The 15,374-nt window shown below is 70.8% G+C and carries 14 protein-coding genes; 8 read left to right on the forward strand and 6 right to left on the reverse strand.

The features are described 5' to 3' along the window. Nucleotides 1-24: 24 nt before the first annotated feature. On the reverse strand, nt 25-1,068 hold the full coding sequence (locus tag ABTY98_RS15665; protein ID WP_352221449.1) for a phosphotransferase: 1,044 nt from the start codon (nt 1,066-1,068) through the stop codon (nt 25-27). 544 nt (nt 1,069-1,612) lie between these two features. Here ABTY98_RS15665 and pdhA point away from each other — a divergent pair. The 3 genes from pdhA to ABTY98_RS15680 are packed head-to-tail and all read left to right on the forward strand — an operon-like array spanning nt 1,613 to nt 5,248. Further along, nucleotides 1,613-2,827, forward strand: coding sequence for a pyruvate dehydrogenase (acetyl-transferring) E1 component subunit alpha (pdhA, locus tag ABTY98_RS15670; RefSeq protein ID WP_352221450.1), 1,215 nt, complete (start codon nt 1,613-1,615; stop codon nt 2,825-2,827). A 2-nt stretch (nt 2,828-2,829) separates the two neighbouring features. Further along, nucleotides 2,830-3,810, forward strand: a complete 981-nt coding sequence (locus ABTY98_RS15675; RefSeq protein WP_352221451.1) for an alpha-ketoacid dehydrogenase subunit beta — start codon at nt 2,830-2,832, stop codon at nt 3,808-3,810. Nucleotides 3,811-3,820: 10 nt separating this feature from the next. Then, nucleotides 3,821-5,248, forward strand: a complete 1,428-nt coding sequence (locus tag ABTY98_RS15680) for a dihydrolipoamide acetyltransferase family protein (protein WP_352221452.1) — start codon at nt 3,821-3,823, stop codon at nt 5,246-5,248. A gap of 88 nt (nt 5,249-5,336) precedes the next feature. Here the strand turns inward: ABTY98_RS15680 and ABTY98_RS15685 are convergent, their stop codons facing one another. After that, on the reverse strand, nt 5,337-6,236 hold the full coding sequence (locus tag ABTY98_RS15685) for a D-alanyl-D-alanine carboxypeptidase family protein (RefSeq protein ID WP_352221453.1): 900 nt from the start codon (nt 6,234-6,236) through the stop codon (nt 5,337-5,339). A gap of 196 nt (nt 6,237-6,432) precedes the next feature. Between ABTY98_RS15685 and ABTY98_RS15690 the strand changes: the two genes are divergently transcribed. After that, nucleotides 6,433-7,083, forward strand: a complete 651-nt coding sequence (locus ABTY98_RS15690; protein ID WP_352221454.1) for a GntR family transcriptional regulator — start codon at nt 6,433-6,435, stop codon at nt 7,081-7,083. Further along, entirely contained in the window at nt 7,080-8,381 is a 1,302-nt protein-coding gene (locus ABTY98_RS15695; protein WP_352221455.1) for an MFS transporter, read from the forward strand. Before ABTY98_RS15690 ends, ABTY98_RS15695 begins: the two co-directional genes overlap by 4 nt. Nucleotides 8,382-8,831: 450 nt before the next feature. Here ABTY98_RS15695 and ABTY98_RS15700 read toward each other — a convergent pair whose 3' ends face one another. Then, complete coding sequence (locus ABTY98_RS15700; protein WP_352221456.1) at nt 8,832-9,596, reverse strand: SAM-dependent methyltransferase; 765 nt, start codon at nt 9,594-9,596, stop codon at nt 8,832-8,834. Nucleotides 9,597-9,676: 80 nt separating this feature from the next. Next, nucleotides 9,677-10,501, reverse strand: coding sequence for a maleylpyruvate isomerase family mycothiol-dependent enzyme (locus ABTY98_RS15705; protein ID WP_352221457.1), 825 nt, complete (start codon nt 10,499-10,501; stop codon nt 9,677-9,679). Nucleotides 10,502-10,682: 181 nt separating this feature from the next. Here ABTY98_RS15705 and ABTY98_RS15710 point away from each other — a divergent pair, with 181 nt between their 5' ends. After that, nucleotides 10,683-11,501, forward strand: a complete 819-nt coding sequence (locus tag ABTY98_RS15710) for a carbon-nitrogen family hydrolase (protein ID WP_352221458.1) — start codon at nt 10,683-10,685, stop codon at nt 11,499-11,501. 7 nt (nt 11,502-11,508) lie between these two features. On the opposite strand, the gene ABTY98_RS15715 is transcribed toward ABTY98_RS15710, so the two are convergent. Further along, entirely contained in the window at nt 11,509-12,003 is a 495-nt protein-coding gene (locus ABTY98_RS15715) for an LURP-one-related/scramblase family protein (RefSeq protein ID WP_352221459.1), read from the reverse strand. Beyond that, nucleotides 12,000-12,998 (reverse strand): GlxA family transcriptional regulator, encoded by a 999-nt coding sequence (locus tag ABTY98_RS15720; protein ID WP_352221460.1) that lies wholly within the window; start codon nt 12,996-12,998, stop codon nt 12,000-12,002. The genes ABTY98_RS15715 and ABTY98_RS15720 overlap by 4 nt, the downstream gene beginning before the upstream one ends. Nucleotides 12,999-13,072: 74 nt before the next feature. Between ABTY98_RS15720 and ABTY98_RS15725 the strand changes: the two genes are divergently transcribed. Together ABTY98_RS15725 and ABTY98_RS15730 are read left to right on the forward strand one after the other, a co-directional pair. After that, nucleotides 13,073-13,465 carry a cupin domain-containing protein gene (locus ABTY98_RS15725; RefSeq protein WP_352221589.1) on the forward strand — a complete coding sequence of 131 codons (393 nt, stop codon included), beginning with the start codon at nt 13,073-13,075 and terminating at the stop codon, nt 13,463-13,465. A gap of 66 nt (nt 13,466-13,531) precedes the next feature. Continuing rightward, a complete protein-coding gene (locus ABTY98_RS15730; protein ID WP_352221461.1) occupies nt 13,532-15,367 on the forward strand; it encodes a thioredoxin-like domain-containing protein in 1,836 nt (611 codons plus the stop codon). The last annotated feature ends 7 nt before the right edge of the window (nt 15,368-15,374 follow it).

A 15,374-nucleotide genomic window follows, 5' to 3' on the forward strand; every position in this document is an offset into this window, starting at 1 on the left:
CCCTGCGGGGCTGAGCAACGGCCCTCACCGGACGAACGCGTCGCACACCGCGTCGTACTCGCTCGTCCACCACACGGCGAGTGCCGAGGCGGCCGGGAACTGAGGGTCCGCCCGGGTGTCGCCGCGTTCGTAGTGCCAGCGCAGCATCCAGAAGTCGTTGAGCCGTTCCCACCACACGCGGTGCACGGCCGCCGCGAGCTCCGAGGGCGTGGCGCCGGCCGCGCGCCGGTACGCGCGCGCGTAGGCCCGCACCTTCGGCAGGTCGAGCGCCCCCGCCGGGCGGACGAAGAAGATCGCGGCGGCGCGGACGGCCTCCTCCGCGCGGGGCTGCACGCCCAGCCGGTCCCAGTCGACGATCGCGGCGGGCGCGTCGTCCTTGTAGAGCAGGTTGAACGGGTGGAAGTCGCCGTGCACCCAGCCCACGGAGGCGCCGCGCGGGGGGCGCCGGCCGGCGTGCTGTTCCAGGAGTGAGCGGCGTTCGAGCAGCCGGTGGCGGGCCAGTTCGTCGAAGGCGTCGGCCGGGCGGTGGCGGCTGACGTGGACGAGCAGGTCCTCGATGAGGGCGAAGGTGTCGGCGGGGTCGGCGCTCTCGACGGGATGGGGGCTCGTGGCCGGGCGTGTGCGCCCCTTGGGAGGTATCACGCGCTCCAGACAGGCGTGCACGGCGCCCAGGAGCGCACCGAGCCGCGCGCACTCTCCGCGCGTGAGCTGTCCGCCGTGCCGGTGCCTGCCGTCGATCCAGGGGTGCAGCGCGTAGGCGTGGCCGCCGACGACGGCGACCGTACGGCCCTCACGGTGGGCCAGCGGCGGGGCGACCGGGACGCCGAGGGCGGCCAGGCGCTGGGTGGCCAGGTGGCGGCGCTCGATGGCGGCCGGATCGGCGGTGTCGGGGTCGAAGTGGTGTTTCAGGAAGTAGCGGCCGCGGGTGGTGCGGACTCGGTAGCCGCGGTTGAGCAGGCCCTGTTCCACGGGCTCGCAGGTGAGCGCGGAACCGGCGGCGTACAGCCGGAGCAGGGCGCCCAGAGGGGGCGCATGGGGTAGGAGGGGTGGTACACATGGGCGCGGCACGCGCCAGATGCTAGGGCAAGGGCTGGGCCCGTGAGCTGGGCATTGTCGCAGGCAGTCGCTGTTGGTCGCTTTCGGTCACATGGTGGACGGTGACGAACTCGGGTGCGATGACCAGGTGCACGGGAGCGAACGGTTCGCCGTCCACGGCGGTCGGAGCGGGTCGGGGAAATATGGCGATCTGTCCTTTCCCGCGTCCGACGTCGGTCTTCGACGTGAACTCTTCCCGTGACCCGGTGCGGCGGGATAACGTGCGGTAGCTCCGGCCTCCTGCAAGGCTCTGACCAGCGACCTTCCGGCCCGTGTCGATTTACTAGGAAACCCAAGCAAAAAGTACTTGGATTTCCAAGCAAAATCGCAGGTCAGGAGGGGTTTCACAGAAATGTGGAGCACTGGGTAACGTGCCTCTTGCAGGGCGCTCGCCGGGGCACCTGTCACGCCTGTTCCCGGCCGAGTGGCACCCACCCCGTGCCACGGGTGTCGGAAGCAGGTGAGCCGCACTGGTTCACCCGGCAACCCCGGGGGCCGGACCGACGGAGGAGCACACGTGACCGTGGACAGCAGTGCCGCGAGCGAACCGCGACGCAGCGCCGCAGGCAAAGCCGGTACCACCGGCAGCAAGACCGGCACCAAGCGCACCACTCGCACCACCGCGCATCGCACCACCACGAAGAAGAGCACCGATCCCGAACTCGTGCAGCTGCTGACCCCGGAAGGCGAGCGGGTCGAGAACGCCGAGTACGACGCCTACGTCGCCGGGATCACCCCCGACGAACTGCGCGGCCTGTACCGCGACATGGTGCTCACCCGCCGCTTCGACGCCGAGGCCACCGCCCTGCAGCGCCAGGGCGAGCTGGGCCTGTGGGCGTCCCTGCTCGGCCAGGAGGCCGCCCAGATCGGCTCCGGGCGCGCCACCCGCGAGGACGACTACGTCTTCCCGACCTACCGCGAGCACGGCGTCGCCTGGTGCCGCGGGGTCGACCCCACCAACCTGCTGGGCATGTTCCGCGGCGTCAACCACGGCGGCTGGGACCCCAACACCAACAACTTCCACCTCTACACCATCGTCATCGGCTCCCAGACGCTGCACGCCACCGGCTACGCCATGGGCGTCGCCAAGGACGGCGCGGACTCGGCGGTCATCGCCTACTTCGGCGACGGCGCCTCGAGCCAGGGCGATGTCGCCGAATCGTTCACCTTCTCCGCGGTCTACAACGCCCCGGTGGTGTTCTTCTGCCAGAACAACCAGTGGGCGATCTCCGAGCCGACCGAGAGGCAGACCCGCGTCCCGCTCTACCAGCGCGCCCAGGGCTACGGCTTCCCCGGCGTCCGCGTCGACGGCAACGACGTCCTCGCCTGCCTCGCGGTCACCAAGTGGGCGCTGGAGCGCGCCCGCAGCGGCGAGGGCCCGACGCTCGTGGAGGCCTACACCTACCGGATGGGCGCCCACACCACCTCCGACGACCCGACCAAGTACCGGGCCGACGAGGAGCGCGAGGCCTGGGAGGCGAAGGACCCGATCCTGCGCCTTCGCCGGTACCTGGAGGCCTCAAACCACGCGGACGAGGGATTTTTCGCGGAACTCGAGGTCGAGTCCGAGGCGTTGGGCAGGCGAGTGCGCGAAGCGGTCCGAGCCATGCCGGACCCGGACAACTTCGCCGTCTTCGAGAACGTGTACGCGGACGGGCACGCGCTCGTCGACGAGGAACGAGCCCAGTTCGCCGCCTACCAGGCGTCGTTCGCGGACGTGGAGGGGGCCTGATCATGGCAGCGGAAAAGATGGCACTGGCCAAGGCGATCAATGAGTCGCTGCGCCGCGCCCTGGAGACCGACCCCAAGGTCCTCGTCATGGGCGAGGACGTCGGCAAGCTCGGCGGCGTCTTCCGCGTCACCGACGGCCTCCAGAAGGACTTCGGTGAGAGCCGGGTCATCGACACCCCCCTCGCCGAGTCCGGCATCGTCGGCACCGCGATCGGCCTCGCCCTGCGCGGCTACCGCCCGGTGGTGGAGATCCAGTTCGACGGCTTCGTCTTCCCGGCGTACGACCAGATCGTCACCCAGCTGGCGAAGATGCACGCGCGTTCGCTGGGCAAGGTCAAGATGCCGGTCGTCGTCCGTATCCCCTACGGCGGTGGCATCGGCGCGGTCGAGCACCACTCGGAGTCCCCCGAGGCCCTCTTCGCGCATGTGGCGGGCCTGAAGATCGTCTCGCCGTCCAACGCCTCGGACGCCTACTGGATGATGCAGCAGGCCATCCAGAGCGACGACCCGGTGATCTACTTCGAGCCCAAGCGCCGCTACTGGGACAAGGGCGAGGTGAACACGGAGGCCATCCCCGGACCGCTGCACAAGGCGCGGGTGGTCCGCGAGGGCACCGACCTCACCCTGGCCGCCTACGGTCCGATGGTGAAGCTCTGCCAGGAGGTCGCCGACGCGGCCGCCGAGGAGGGCAAGTCCCTGGAGATCCTCGACCTGCGGTCCGTCTCCCCGCTGGACTTCGACTCCATCCAGGCCTCGGTCGAGAAGACCCGCCGCCTCGTGGTGGTCCACGAGGCACCGGTGTTCTTCGGTTCGGGCGCGGAGATCGCCGCCCGGATCACCGAGCGCTGCTTCTACCACCTGGAGGCCCCGGTGCTCCGGGTCGGCGGCTACCACGCCCCCTACCCGCCGGCCCGCCTGGAGGACGAGTACCTTCCGGGCCTGGACCGGGTACTCGACGCCGTCGACCGTGCCCTGGCGTACTGAGGAGAGGGTCGTGACGACGATGACGGAAGCGTCCGTACGCGAGTTCAAGATGCCGGACGTGGGCGAGGGGCTCACCGAGGCCGAGATCCTCAAGTGGTACGTCCAGCCGGGCGACACGGTCACCGACGGCCAGGTGGTCTGCGAGGTCGAGACGGCGAAGGCGGCCGTCGAACTGCCCATCCCGTACGACGGGGTGGTGCGCGAGCTGCGCTTCGCCGAGGGCACCACGGTGGACGTGGGCACGGCGATCATCGCGGTGGACGTGTCGGGCGGGGCGGCCGCTGACGCGGAAGAGCCCGCGTCGGAGGAAGAGCCCGCGCCGGCGGAGGAACCCAAGCCGCAGGCCCGTCAGCCGGTCCTGGTCGGCTACGGCGTGGCGGCCTCCTCCACGAAGCGCCGCCCGCGCAAGGGCCCGGAGGTGACCGTCGCCGAGGCGGCGGCCCGGGCAGCGGTCCAGAAGGAGCTGAACGGCCACGGTCCCACCGAGGTCGCCGAGGCTCCCGAGGCCCCCGCCGTGGAGCGTCCCCGCCCGCTGGCGAAGCCGCCGGTGCGCAAGCTGGCGAAGGACCTGGGTGTGGACCTGGCCACGGTGACCCCGTCGGGCCCCGACGGCGTCATCACGCGCGACGACGTCCACGCGGCGGTGGCGGCCTCACCGACGGCGGACCTGGAGCCGGTGACCGCCGTGCCCGCGGCCCCCGCAGTTCCGGCGGCTCCCGCGGCGTCGTACGACGGCACGCGTGAGACGCGTGTCCCCATCAAGGGCGTCCGCAAGGCGACGGCGACGGCGATGGTGGGCTCGGCGTTCACGGCCCCGCATGTCACGGAGTTCGTGACGGTGGACGTGACCCGCACGATGAAGCTGGTGGAGGAGCTGAAGCAGGACAAGGACCTGCAAGGCCTCCGGGTGAACCCCCTTCTCCTCATCGCCAAGGCCCTGCTGGTCGCCATCCGGCGCAACCCGGGCATCAACGCGTCCTGGGACGAGGCGAACCAGGAGATCGTGCTCAAGCACTACGTCAACCTGGGCATCGCAGCGGCCACCCCACGGGGCCTGATCGTCCCGAACATCAAGGACGCCCACGCGAAGACGCTGCCGCAACTGGCCGAGTCCCTGGGTGAGTTGGTCACCACGGCACGGGACGGCAAGACCTCGCCCGGCGCGATGCAGGGCGGCACGGTGACGATCACCAATGTCGGTGTCTTCGGCATCGACACGGGGACGCCCATCCTCAACCCGGGTGAGGCGGCGATCCTGGCGGTCGGTGCGATCAAACTCCAGCCCTGGGTCCACAAGGGCAAGGTGAAGCCCCGTCAGGTCACCACACTGGCCCTGTCCTTCGACCACCGCCTGGTGGACGGCGAACTGGGCTCCAAGGTCCTCGCGGACATCGCGGCGATCCTGGAACAGCCGAAGCGGTTGATCACCTGGGGCTGAACCCTGGCGAGGTCGGGGAGAGGCGCTGAGGAGCGAAGGCCCGCCGCAGACGCTGCGGCGGGCCTTCGTCCGTTCAGTGCGCGTCGCGTCAGATCGTCGAGAAGCCGTAGTTCAGGAGCTTCGTGGCGTCCGTCGCGCGCTGGGTGATCGAGGAGGAGGCGAGGACGGTGCCGATGACCGTCTTGCCGTTGCGGGTCGCGGCGAAGACCAGGCAGTACTTGGCCTCGGGGCCGGAGCCGGTCTTGATGCCGATGGCGCCGCTGTAACTGCTGAGCAGCGTGTTGGTGTTGGTCCACGCGCTCATCGTGCGGGTGGAGCCGGTCTTGGTGATCGTCTTCGCGGTGTACTTCTTCGTCTTGACGACCGCGCGGAACGTGGAGCTCTTCATCGCGCTGCTGGCGATCTTCGTCAGGTCACGCGGCGTCGAGTAGTTGTTGCCGTTGCCGATGCCGTCGAAGGAGTCGAAGTGGGTGTGGGTCAGGCCCAGGCTCTTCGCGGCGGTGTTCATCTTGGAGATGAAGTTGGCGACACGCTTGGCGCGGGTGGTGCCCGAGCCGTACGTGTCCGCGAGCGCGTAGGCGGCGTCGCAGCCGGACGGCAGCATCAGCCCGTAGAGCAGCTGGCGGACGGTGACCTTGTCGCCGACGATCAGGTGCGCCTGGGAGGCGTTGTTGGCGACGACGTAGTCGCTGTACGCCTTCTGGATCGTGACCTTCTTGTCGAGGTTCAGGGTCGACTGCGCGAGCACGACCTTTGCGGTCATGATCTTCGTGGTGGAGCCGGTGGACAGCTCGGTGTCCGCCTTCTTCGTGTACAGCGTCTTCGCGGTCGCGTTGTTCATGACGTAGCCGCCCTTGGCCACGATCGAGGGCGCGGTGACGGCCTGTGCGGGCGCCGCGGTGAGGGCCCCGGTCGCGAGCAGCGCGCCGGAGGTGACGGCGACGGCGGCGGCCTTGCGGAGGCGAGTGCCCTTAATACCGGTAATCAACTGAAATACCCCGAGTCGAGTCGAGTCGTAATGCCCCTGGAATGCGGCCGAGTTGGGGGTGCCAAAGCGGGTGGGGCCGCACGTGTGTGACACGTAAGTAGCACAGATGGTTGTGCGGCTGCTGAGAGCGATTTACATCACGTCCGGATGGTGGACGTCCCCACGCTTGCGTACGTGTTGTATCTAAGCTGTGGGCATGAGCCTCGCCGTCAAGCAGCCACCCGCCGCCGACCGCGTCTACTCCCATGTCAAGCAAGGTGTCCTGGACCGCCACTACGAGGGCGGCACGCTCCTCACCGAGGGCGAGCTGGCCGAGGCCGTGGGGGTCTCCCGCACCCCGGTCCGCGAGGCGCTGCTGCGCCTCGAGGTCGAGGGCCTGATCAGGCTCTACCCGAAGAAGGGCGCCATGGTGCTGCCCGTCTCCGCGCAGGAGATCGCGGACGTGGTGGAGACCCGGATGCTGGTCGAGGAGCACGCGGTACGCAAGGCCATACCGCCGTCGGCGATGCTCGTGGCCCGACTGGAGGAGCTGCTGGACCGGCAGAAGGCCGAGGCCGCCGCCGGTGACCTGGCCGCCGCGGCCGTCACGGACCGCTGCTTCCACGCCGAGATCGTCCGCGACGGCGGGAACGGGATCCTCTCCCGCCTTTACGACCAGCTCCGCGACCGTCAGCTGCGCATGGGTGTCGCGATCATGCACGCCCACCCCGACCGGATCGCCAAGTCGCTCACCGAGCACGAGGAGATACTGGACACGCTGCGCGCCGGGGACGCCGACCGCGCGGTCGAGCTGGTGCACCGGCACGTCGACTGGTTCGCGCACCTGGCGCGGGGTGACGTCCGATGAGCCGCAGCAGCGTCTCGTTGCCCGGCGATCCGCCGGGCGGCCGCCGGGCCGTCGCCGTGTGGTCCATCGGCGTCTCGGTCTACTTCGTCGCCGTCATCTTCCGTACGTCCCTCGGTGTCGCCGGCCTCGACGCGGCCGACCGCTTCCATGTCAACGCCTCGGCCCTGTCCACCTTCTCGATACTCCAGCTGCTGGTCTACGCCGGCATGCAGATACCCGTCGGCCTGCTGGTCGACAGCCTCGGCACGAAGAAGGTGCTGTCCATCGGCGCGGTGCTGTTCACGGCCGGCCAGCTGGGCTTCGCGTTCTCCCCGTCGTACGGCACCGCGCTCGCCTCGCGCGCACTGCTCGGCTGCGGCGACGCCATGACGTTCATCAGCGTGCTGCGGCTCGGCACCCGCTGGTTCCCGGTGCGGCGCGGGCCGCTCGTCGCACAGCTCGCCGGTCTGGTCGGCATGGCGGGCAACCTCGTCTCCACGCTGGTCCTGGCCCGGCTGCTGCACGGCATCGGGTGGACCCCGGCGTTCGCGGGCAGCGCGCTGGCCGGTGCGGTCGTGCTGGTCCTCGTACTGCTCTTCCTGAAGGACCACCCCGAGGGGTACGAGCCGGAGCCCTTCCCGCACCGGGGCGCGGCGTACGTACGGAAGCAGATCGCCGCGTCCTGGCGGGAGCCGGGGACGCGGCTCGGCCTGTGGGTGCACTTCACCACCCAGTTCCCGGCGATGGTGTTCCTGCTGTTGTGGGGGCTGCCGTTCCTGGTCCAGGCGCAGGGGCTGTCCCGTGCCAGGGCCGGGGAACTGCTGACGCTGGTCGTTCTCTCCAACATGGTGATCGGTCTGGTCTACGGCCAGGTCGTCGCCCGGCATCACGCGGCGCGGCTGCCGTTGGCGCTGGGCACGGTCGGGGCGACGGCCGTCGTGTGGGCGGCGACGCTGGTGTATCCGGCCGAGCATGCGCCGATGTGGCTGCTGGTGGTGCTGTGTGCGGTGCTGGGGGCGTGCGGGCCGGCGTCGATGCTCGGCTTCGACTTCGCGCGGCCCGCGAATCCGCCCGAGCGGCAGGGGACCGCGTCCGGGATCACCAATATGGGTGGTTTCGTGGCGTCGATGACGACGTTGTTCGCGGTGGGTGTGCTGTTGGACGCGACCGGCGACGACTACTCGGTGGCGTTCTCCTGTGTGTTCGTGCTCCAGGCGCTTGGGGTGAGCCAGATCCTGCGGTTGCGGGGGCGGGCGGCGCGGCGGGAGCGGGAACGGTTGGTGGCGAGCCGGGTGGAGACGGTGCACGTGCCTGCGTAGACCGGTTCTCTCCCACCCACGCACCACCCGTTTCCAGTTGGCAGAGAGGCTGGGCGACCTGCGGGGGCGATCGCCGTCGGCGGCTCTCCACATGTGGGAACGGCCAGCCGGTGGTGTGGTGGGAGGGTGGGTGGCGTGGTGGCGTGGTGGCCGGTTGGCCGCTTGTCGGGTGGTTGGGTCGCCAGCGGTGTGGCGGTCGGTCGGCTGTTGGTGCGGTGGTCGGGTGGCCGCTGGTGGGGTGGTCGGTTGGCTGGTGGTCGGGTGGTTGGGTGGCCGGCGGTGTGACGGGCGGGTGGTGCGGCGGTCGGTCGGCTGTTGGTGCGGTGGTGCGGTGGTGCGGTGGTGCGGTGGTGCGGTGGTGCGGTGGTGTGGCGGTGCGGTGGTGCGGTGGTCGGGTGGCCGCTGGTGGGGTGGTCGGTTGGCTGGTGGTCGGGTGTGGGTGGGGGTTGGTTAGTTCGTTGTCGGGACGAGGGTGAGGTAGGTCAGGCCCAGTACGCCCCGGTACGTCAGCCAGGCCGCGCGGTGGGTGTCCAGGCGGGCCCGGGTCTCCGGGGCCAGGGGGTGGCCGGGGTGGGTCGCCAGCCACACCTCCTGGTCCGCCTGGTACGCCGACTCGAACTCCTCCCATTCCTCGAGGCTCGCCGTCTCGGTCCACTCCGGGCGGAAGCCCGCCGCCACCGCCAGGTCGACCAGGGTCGCCAGGTCGTGGTGGTCGGCGGTCGAGGCGCCCGGCCACATCCCGGAGAGCTCCGCCTCGGTCGGGGTGCGCTGCCAGAAGCCCTCGCCGAGCAGGACGCGCCCGCCGTCGGTCACCAGCCGCCTCAGCTCCCGCAGGGCCGTCACCAGGTCGTCGCTCAGCGCCTGGCTCGCCCCGAGGCACAGCACCACGTCGGCCGGGCCGCGACCGGTGCCCATCGCCGACTCCTCGGCGAACTCCGCCCGGTCGGCCAGCCCGCGCGCCTCCGCGGCCCGCCGCCCCCGCGTCAGATCCGCGGCGTTCACATCCACTCCGACCCCACGCGCTTGCGGTGCGGCGCCCAGCAGCCGGAGCATCAACTCGCCCCAGCCGCAGCCGATGTCGAGCACGGTGGCAGGGCGGGACGCGGCGAGCCGCCGTACCATTCCCGCCGCGCGGGCCTCGGAGAGCGGGCCGTGGAAGGTGAGCCGGGTGAGGCGGGGTGGGAGGTCGTCGTGCGCTGTGGTGGCAGTGGTCATGCCGGGAAAGGTAGGTCTCGACGGCCGCCGGGGGACACCGAATTACCGGCGCCCACCCTTGTTTCTCACTGCCTTGCTTCTCACTGCGTGACCGCGAAGTTCCGCAGGATCGCCGCCGTCAGTTCCTGGTCGCCCTCCGCCTTCACCCGGTCCGCGGCCGCGTCCGGGGTGATGCGGCCGCAGGCCAGGCGGACGTAGGTCTCCCAGTCGAGGGTGAAGATGGCGGCGGGGCCGAGGGCGGGGGTGGCCTCCAGGGTGCCGCGGCCCTGGATGTCGATGCGGATGGTGCGCAGGAACTCCACCGGCCCGTGCACATCGAAGATGACGGCCGAGCTGCGCGGCGCGTCCGCCTTGTTGGCGACCACCCGGGGCAGCTCGTCGAGCAGCACGTCCCGGGCGACCTGCGCGCCCGGAGAGTCGAGATTGCCGGGCCGCCCCAGCGCCGTCCGCAGGTCCTGCTCGTGCACCCACACGTCGAACGCACGGTTGCGCATGGCCTCCTCGAGGGTGATCTCCTTGCCCATCGGCCCGCGCACGATGTGTCCCGGCTCCCGCGACTCGTTGCGCAGCTGCCGGTTGCGGCGGATGACCGTGTACTCCAGCTCGGAGGTCATCTCGGGCGCCGTGTGGTGGCGGCGGGCGTCGACCTGCATCTCCATGTAGCGCTGGTGCTCGTTGGTGATGTGGAAGAGGTCGCGCGGCAGGGTGTGGATCGGGCGCGGGTCGCCGAGCATCTCGCAGTCCAAGCCGATGACATGGGAGACCACGTCACGCACCGACCAGCCCGGGCATGGTGTCCGCCGGTTCCACTCGCCCTCGACGAGGGGTGTCACCAGCTCGGATATCGCTTCGATGGAGTGGGTCCAGGCGTCGGCGTAGGGCTGGAGAGTGGGATGCAGACTCACGGAACGGGACCCCTCGGCGGTCGGTACTCGGGCAGTTGTGGCGGCGCTGCCAGCGGGAGGTGGCTGCTGTCGGCGGGTGTCTTGAGACGCTAAGTTACGCTGCTGTGAGGCACCCGGGCAGTGCTTTCGTGTGACGATCGTAGGCCCGTATGGACGGCTCGAATGCCAGGACGGTGGTACTGTGCGCGCCTCGCTCATCCAGATCGATGTAAACGAGGACGAATCGGTCGAATCTCGCCGACGACGCGTGACCGCACTGGTGCGCGAGCAGGCGGGCGCCGATCTCGTCGTACTGCCCGAACTGTGGACGACCGGCGCGTTCGCCTACCAGGACTTCGCCACCGAGGCCGAACCGCTCGAAGGCCCGACGTACGAGGCGATGGCGAAGGCGGCGAGCGACGCGGGCGTCTGGCTGCACGCCGGCTCCATCCCCGAGCGCACGCCATCCGACAGCGGCTCCGCCGCGGGGGAGGGCCCCCTCTACAACACGGCTCTCATCTTCTCCCCCTCCGGTGATCTGGCCGCGGCCTACCGCAAGATCCACCGCTTCGGCTTCGACAAGGGCGAGGCGGTGCTGATGGCCGCCGGACAGGAACTGGTGACCGTCCGGCTCCCGGAGACCACGCTGGGCGTGGCCACCTGCTACGACCTCCGCTTCCCCGAACTCTTCCGCGCACTCGTCGACGCCGGCGCCGAGACGATGGTGGTCCCGGCGGGCTGGCCCGAGCGGCGCCGCGCCCACTGGACGCTCCTCGCCCAGGCGCGGGCGGTCGAGAACCAGGCGTTCGTGCTCGCGTGTGGAACGGCCGGGACGCATGCCGGAGTTCCGCAGGCGGGTCACTCGATCGTGGTCGATCCCTGGGGCGAGGTGCTGGCCGAGGCGGGCGCCGGCGAGGAGATCCTCACCGTCGACCTCGACCCGGCCAAGGTCGCCGCCACCCGCGAACAGTTCCCCGCCCTCAAGGACCGCCTGCTCGGCCTGGAACCCCCGCGCCGTTGATCCTCCCCTAATCCTCCTCCCGCTCCTTGTCGGCCAGGTGGATCACGCACACCGCCACCGCGATCAGCAGCGCCGGGTCCGCGTCGTCCCGTACGACGTCGAGGCCGTAGGTCTCCCGTACGTGCAGCCAGCGCCGGGAGACCACGGCCAGCAGCTCACCGTCGTACTCGACGGCGAACTCACGGTCGAGGATCTTGCCGCTGACGTCCAGTTCGGTGCCGTCGACCAGGCGCACACGGTAGTGGTTGCGCAGCAGGGAGAGCCGCTTGCGCCTGATGGTGGCCAGGGGTTCGCCCTCGCGTTCGATCACCATCGTGTCGCGCAGGGCGAACATCTTCTGGTGGAAGTCGACGAGCACGCGCCCGTGCCGGTCCTTCAGCTCGAACGTGTCCCGCACCCGCATGGCCTTGCCGTCGACGAGGAACACCTTGTCGCCGTGCTCGTTCTCGATCCAGTAGTCCTCGCCGAAGCCGAGGAGCCGGTCCCTCACCAGGAATCTCATGTCCCTACCCCTTCCCGGCCCACCGGCCCGAAACGCCGCCGGTAGTCCGACGGGCTGAGCCCGGTCTCGCGCCGCAGCCGTGCGCGCAGGTTGGCCGCGGTGCCGAGGCCGCTGCGCGCCGCCACCACGTCCAGGCGCTCCTCCCCGCGTTCGATCAGCCGGCAGGCGAGGGCCACTCGTTCCCCGGTCAGCCAGGCCAGCGGTGAGGTGCCCAGCTGGGCGCGGAACCTGCGGTGCAGGGTCGCCGGGGAGACGGCCGCCCGCGCGGCCAGGTCCGCCACGGTCAGCGGCTCCCCCAGCCGCTCCTGCGCCCAGGCCAGCAGCGGGCCGAGCGACTCGTCCGGTACCTCGGGCACCGGCCGCTCCACGAACTGCCGCTGCCCGCCGTCCCGGTGGGAGGCGAACACCAGCCGCCGGGAGACCGCGTTGGCGATCTCGGCGCCGTGGTCCTGCCGCCAGATGTGCAGCCCCAGATCGAGCGCGGCCGCACTGCCGGACGCGGTGAGCAGATCACCGTCGTCGACGAAGAGCACGTCCGGCCGGAGCAGCACCCGGGGATGCAGCTGCCGGAAGGTGTCGGCCCAGCGCCAGTGCGTGGTGGCCGGCCGCCCGTCCAGCAGCCCGGCCTCGGCGAGCGCGAAGGTCCCGGTGCAGAAGCTCACCACCCGCACCCCGCGCGCGTGCGCACGCCGGATCGCGTCGAGGACGTCCGCACCGCGCGGTACGACATTGTCCGGGCGCCCCGGTACGACGAGGGTGTCCGCCGCGTCCACCGCCGTCAGCCCGGCCACTCCGCTCAGGGTGAAGAAGCCGTGGTTCATGCGCACCTCGCGCGTGGGCGCGCACAGCGTCACCTCGTACGGCGGCACGGACAGCCCCAGCTCGGGCCGCGGCAGCCCGAACAGCTCGGTGGCGACCCCGACCTCGAACGGATTGGTGCCCGCGTCGACGATCACGGCCACCCGATGAGTCGGCTGAGAGGATCCTTGCGCCATATGCGATTTCTAGCACTCACCCGACCACCGGGCGAGCGCCCAGGATGAACGCCATGAACGCCATGAACAGCGCCATGAACAGCGAACCCGTCTCCCTCACCCACGCCCTCGGCTCCTTCGAGGACCTGTGGAGCCCCCGGATCGTCACCGCCGTCAACGACTACGACGTCCGCGTCGCCAAGGTCGAGGGCGAGCACCTCTGGCACGTCCACGACCACACCGACGAGTTCTTCCTGGTCCTGGAGGGCGAGCTGCACATCGCCCTGCGGGAGCCGGCCGGCGAACGCACGGTCGTCCTGCCCAGGGGCTCGGTCTTCACCGTCCCCCGCGGCACCGAGCACAAGCCGGCCGCCCCGGCCGGCGCCTCGATCCTCCTCTTCGAACCGACCGGCACGTCCACGGTCGGCGACCGCCACGACGAGATCCCCGACCATGTGGACGCGACGACGGGCCACATCCTCCCCTGACCAGCGCGGACGCGAGTTATTCACAGGCGCGATCGCTCTCCCGGCGACAAGTGGCACCCTTGATCCATGAGCGACACATCCCCGGCCCCCACCCCACGCCGTGCCCGCGTCCGCGCCCCCGAGCTGATCGGCAAGGGCGGCTGGCTGAACACCGGCGACAAGCAGTACACCCTCGCTGACCTGCGAGGACGGATAGTCATTCTGGACTTCTGGACGTTCTGCTGCATCAACTGCCTGCATGTCCTGGACGAGCTGCGGGAGCTGGAGGAGAGGCACCGGGACACGGTGGTGATCATCGGGGTGCACTCGCCGAAGTTCGTGCACGAGGCGGAGCACCAGGCGGTCGTCGACGCCGTGGAGCGGTACGGCGTGGAGCACCCGGTGCTCGACGACCCGGAGCTCGCCACCTGGAAGCAGTACGCGGTGCGGGCCTGGCCGACGCTGGTGGTGATTGACCCCGAGGGGTACGTCGTCGCCCAGCACGCCGGCGAGGGCCACGCGCACGCGATCGCGCGGCTGGTCGAGGAGCTGGAGGCGGAGCACGAGGCGAAGGGCACCCTGCGGCGCGGCGACGGACCGTATGTGCCGCCGGAGCCCGAGCCGACCGCCCTGCGCTTCCCCGGCAAGGCGCTGCTGCTGCCCTCCGGGAACTTCCTGGTCAGCGACACCACCCGGCACCAGCTGGTGGAGTTGGCCGAGGACGCGGAGACGGTCGTACGGCGGGTCGGTTCCGGTGTGCGCGGCTTCGCCGACGGTCCGGCTGCCGAGGCCTCCTTCAGTGAGCCGCAGGGGCTGGCGCTCCTCGAGGACGGTTCGGTGGTCGTCGCCGACACCGTCAACCACGCCCTGCGCCGCCTGGACCCGGCCACCGGCGAGGTGACCACGCTCGCCGGCACCGGCCGCCAGTGGTGGCAGGGCTCCCCGACCTCGGGCCCGGCCCGGGAGATCGACCTGTCGTCCCCCTGGGACGTGGCGGTCTTCGGCGGCAGGGTGTGGATCGCCATGGCGGGCGTGCACCAGCTGTGGGCGTACGACCCGGAGCGTGGGACGGTCGCGGTCGCCGCCGGTACCACCAACGAGGGGCTGGTAGACGGGCCGGCGGCCGAGGCCTGGTTCGCGCAGCCGTCCGGTCTCGCCGCCACCGCCGACCGGCTGTGGCTCGCCGATTCCGAGACCAGCGCCCTGCGTTGGGTCGACCTGGACGGGCACGTCCACACCGCCGTGGGTACCGGCCTCTTCGACTTCGGGCACCGTGACGGCGCGGCCGAACAGGCGTTGCTCCAGCACCCGTTGGGTGTGACGGCGCTCCCTGACGGCTCGGTCGCGGTGTCCGACACCTACAACCACGCGCTGCGCCGCTACGACCCGGCGACCGGTCAGGTCACCACGCTCGCCACGGACCTGCGGGAGCCGAGCGACGCGGTGCTGGCAGGCGACGACATCGTGGTGGTCGAGTCGGCCCGTCACCGTCTGACCCGGCTGCGGCTGCCCGAGGAGGCGGTCCGGGTGGAGTCGGTCGCCCACCGCACCCAGCGGGCGGCGACCGAGGTGACCCCCGGCCGCCTCCGCCTGGACGTGATCTTCCAGGCGCCCACGGGCCAGAAACTGGACACGCGCTACGGCCCGTCGACCAGGCTCCTGGTGTCCTCGACCCCGCCGGAGCTGCTGCTCAAGGGCGAGGGCGCGGACACCGACCTGACGAGAGAGCTGGACCTGAACCCGGCGGTGCCGGAAGGCGTCCTGCACATCTCGGCGATGGCCGCGTCCTGCGACGACGACTCCGCGAACGAGTACCCGGCCTGCCATGTCCACCAGCAGGACTGGGGAGTCCCGGTACGGGTCACGGCAGGAGGAGCGAACCGCCTGCCGCTGGTCCTGGCCGGAATGGACCAGGACGCCTAGGCGTCTC

The organism is Streptomyces sp. NPDC096040 (assembly GCF_040303265.1).
In the GTDB taxonomy this organism is placed as follows: Bacteria; Actinomycetota; Actinomycetes; order Streptomycetales; family Streptomycetaceae; genus Streptomyces.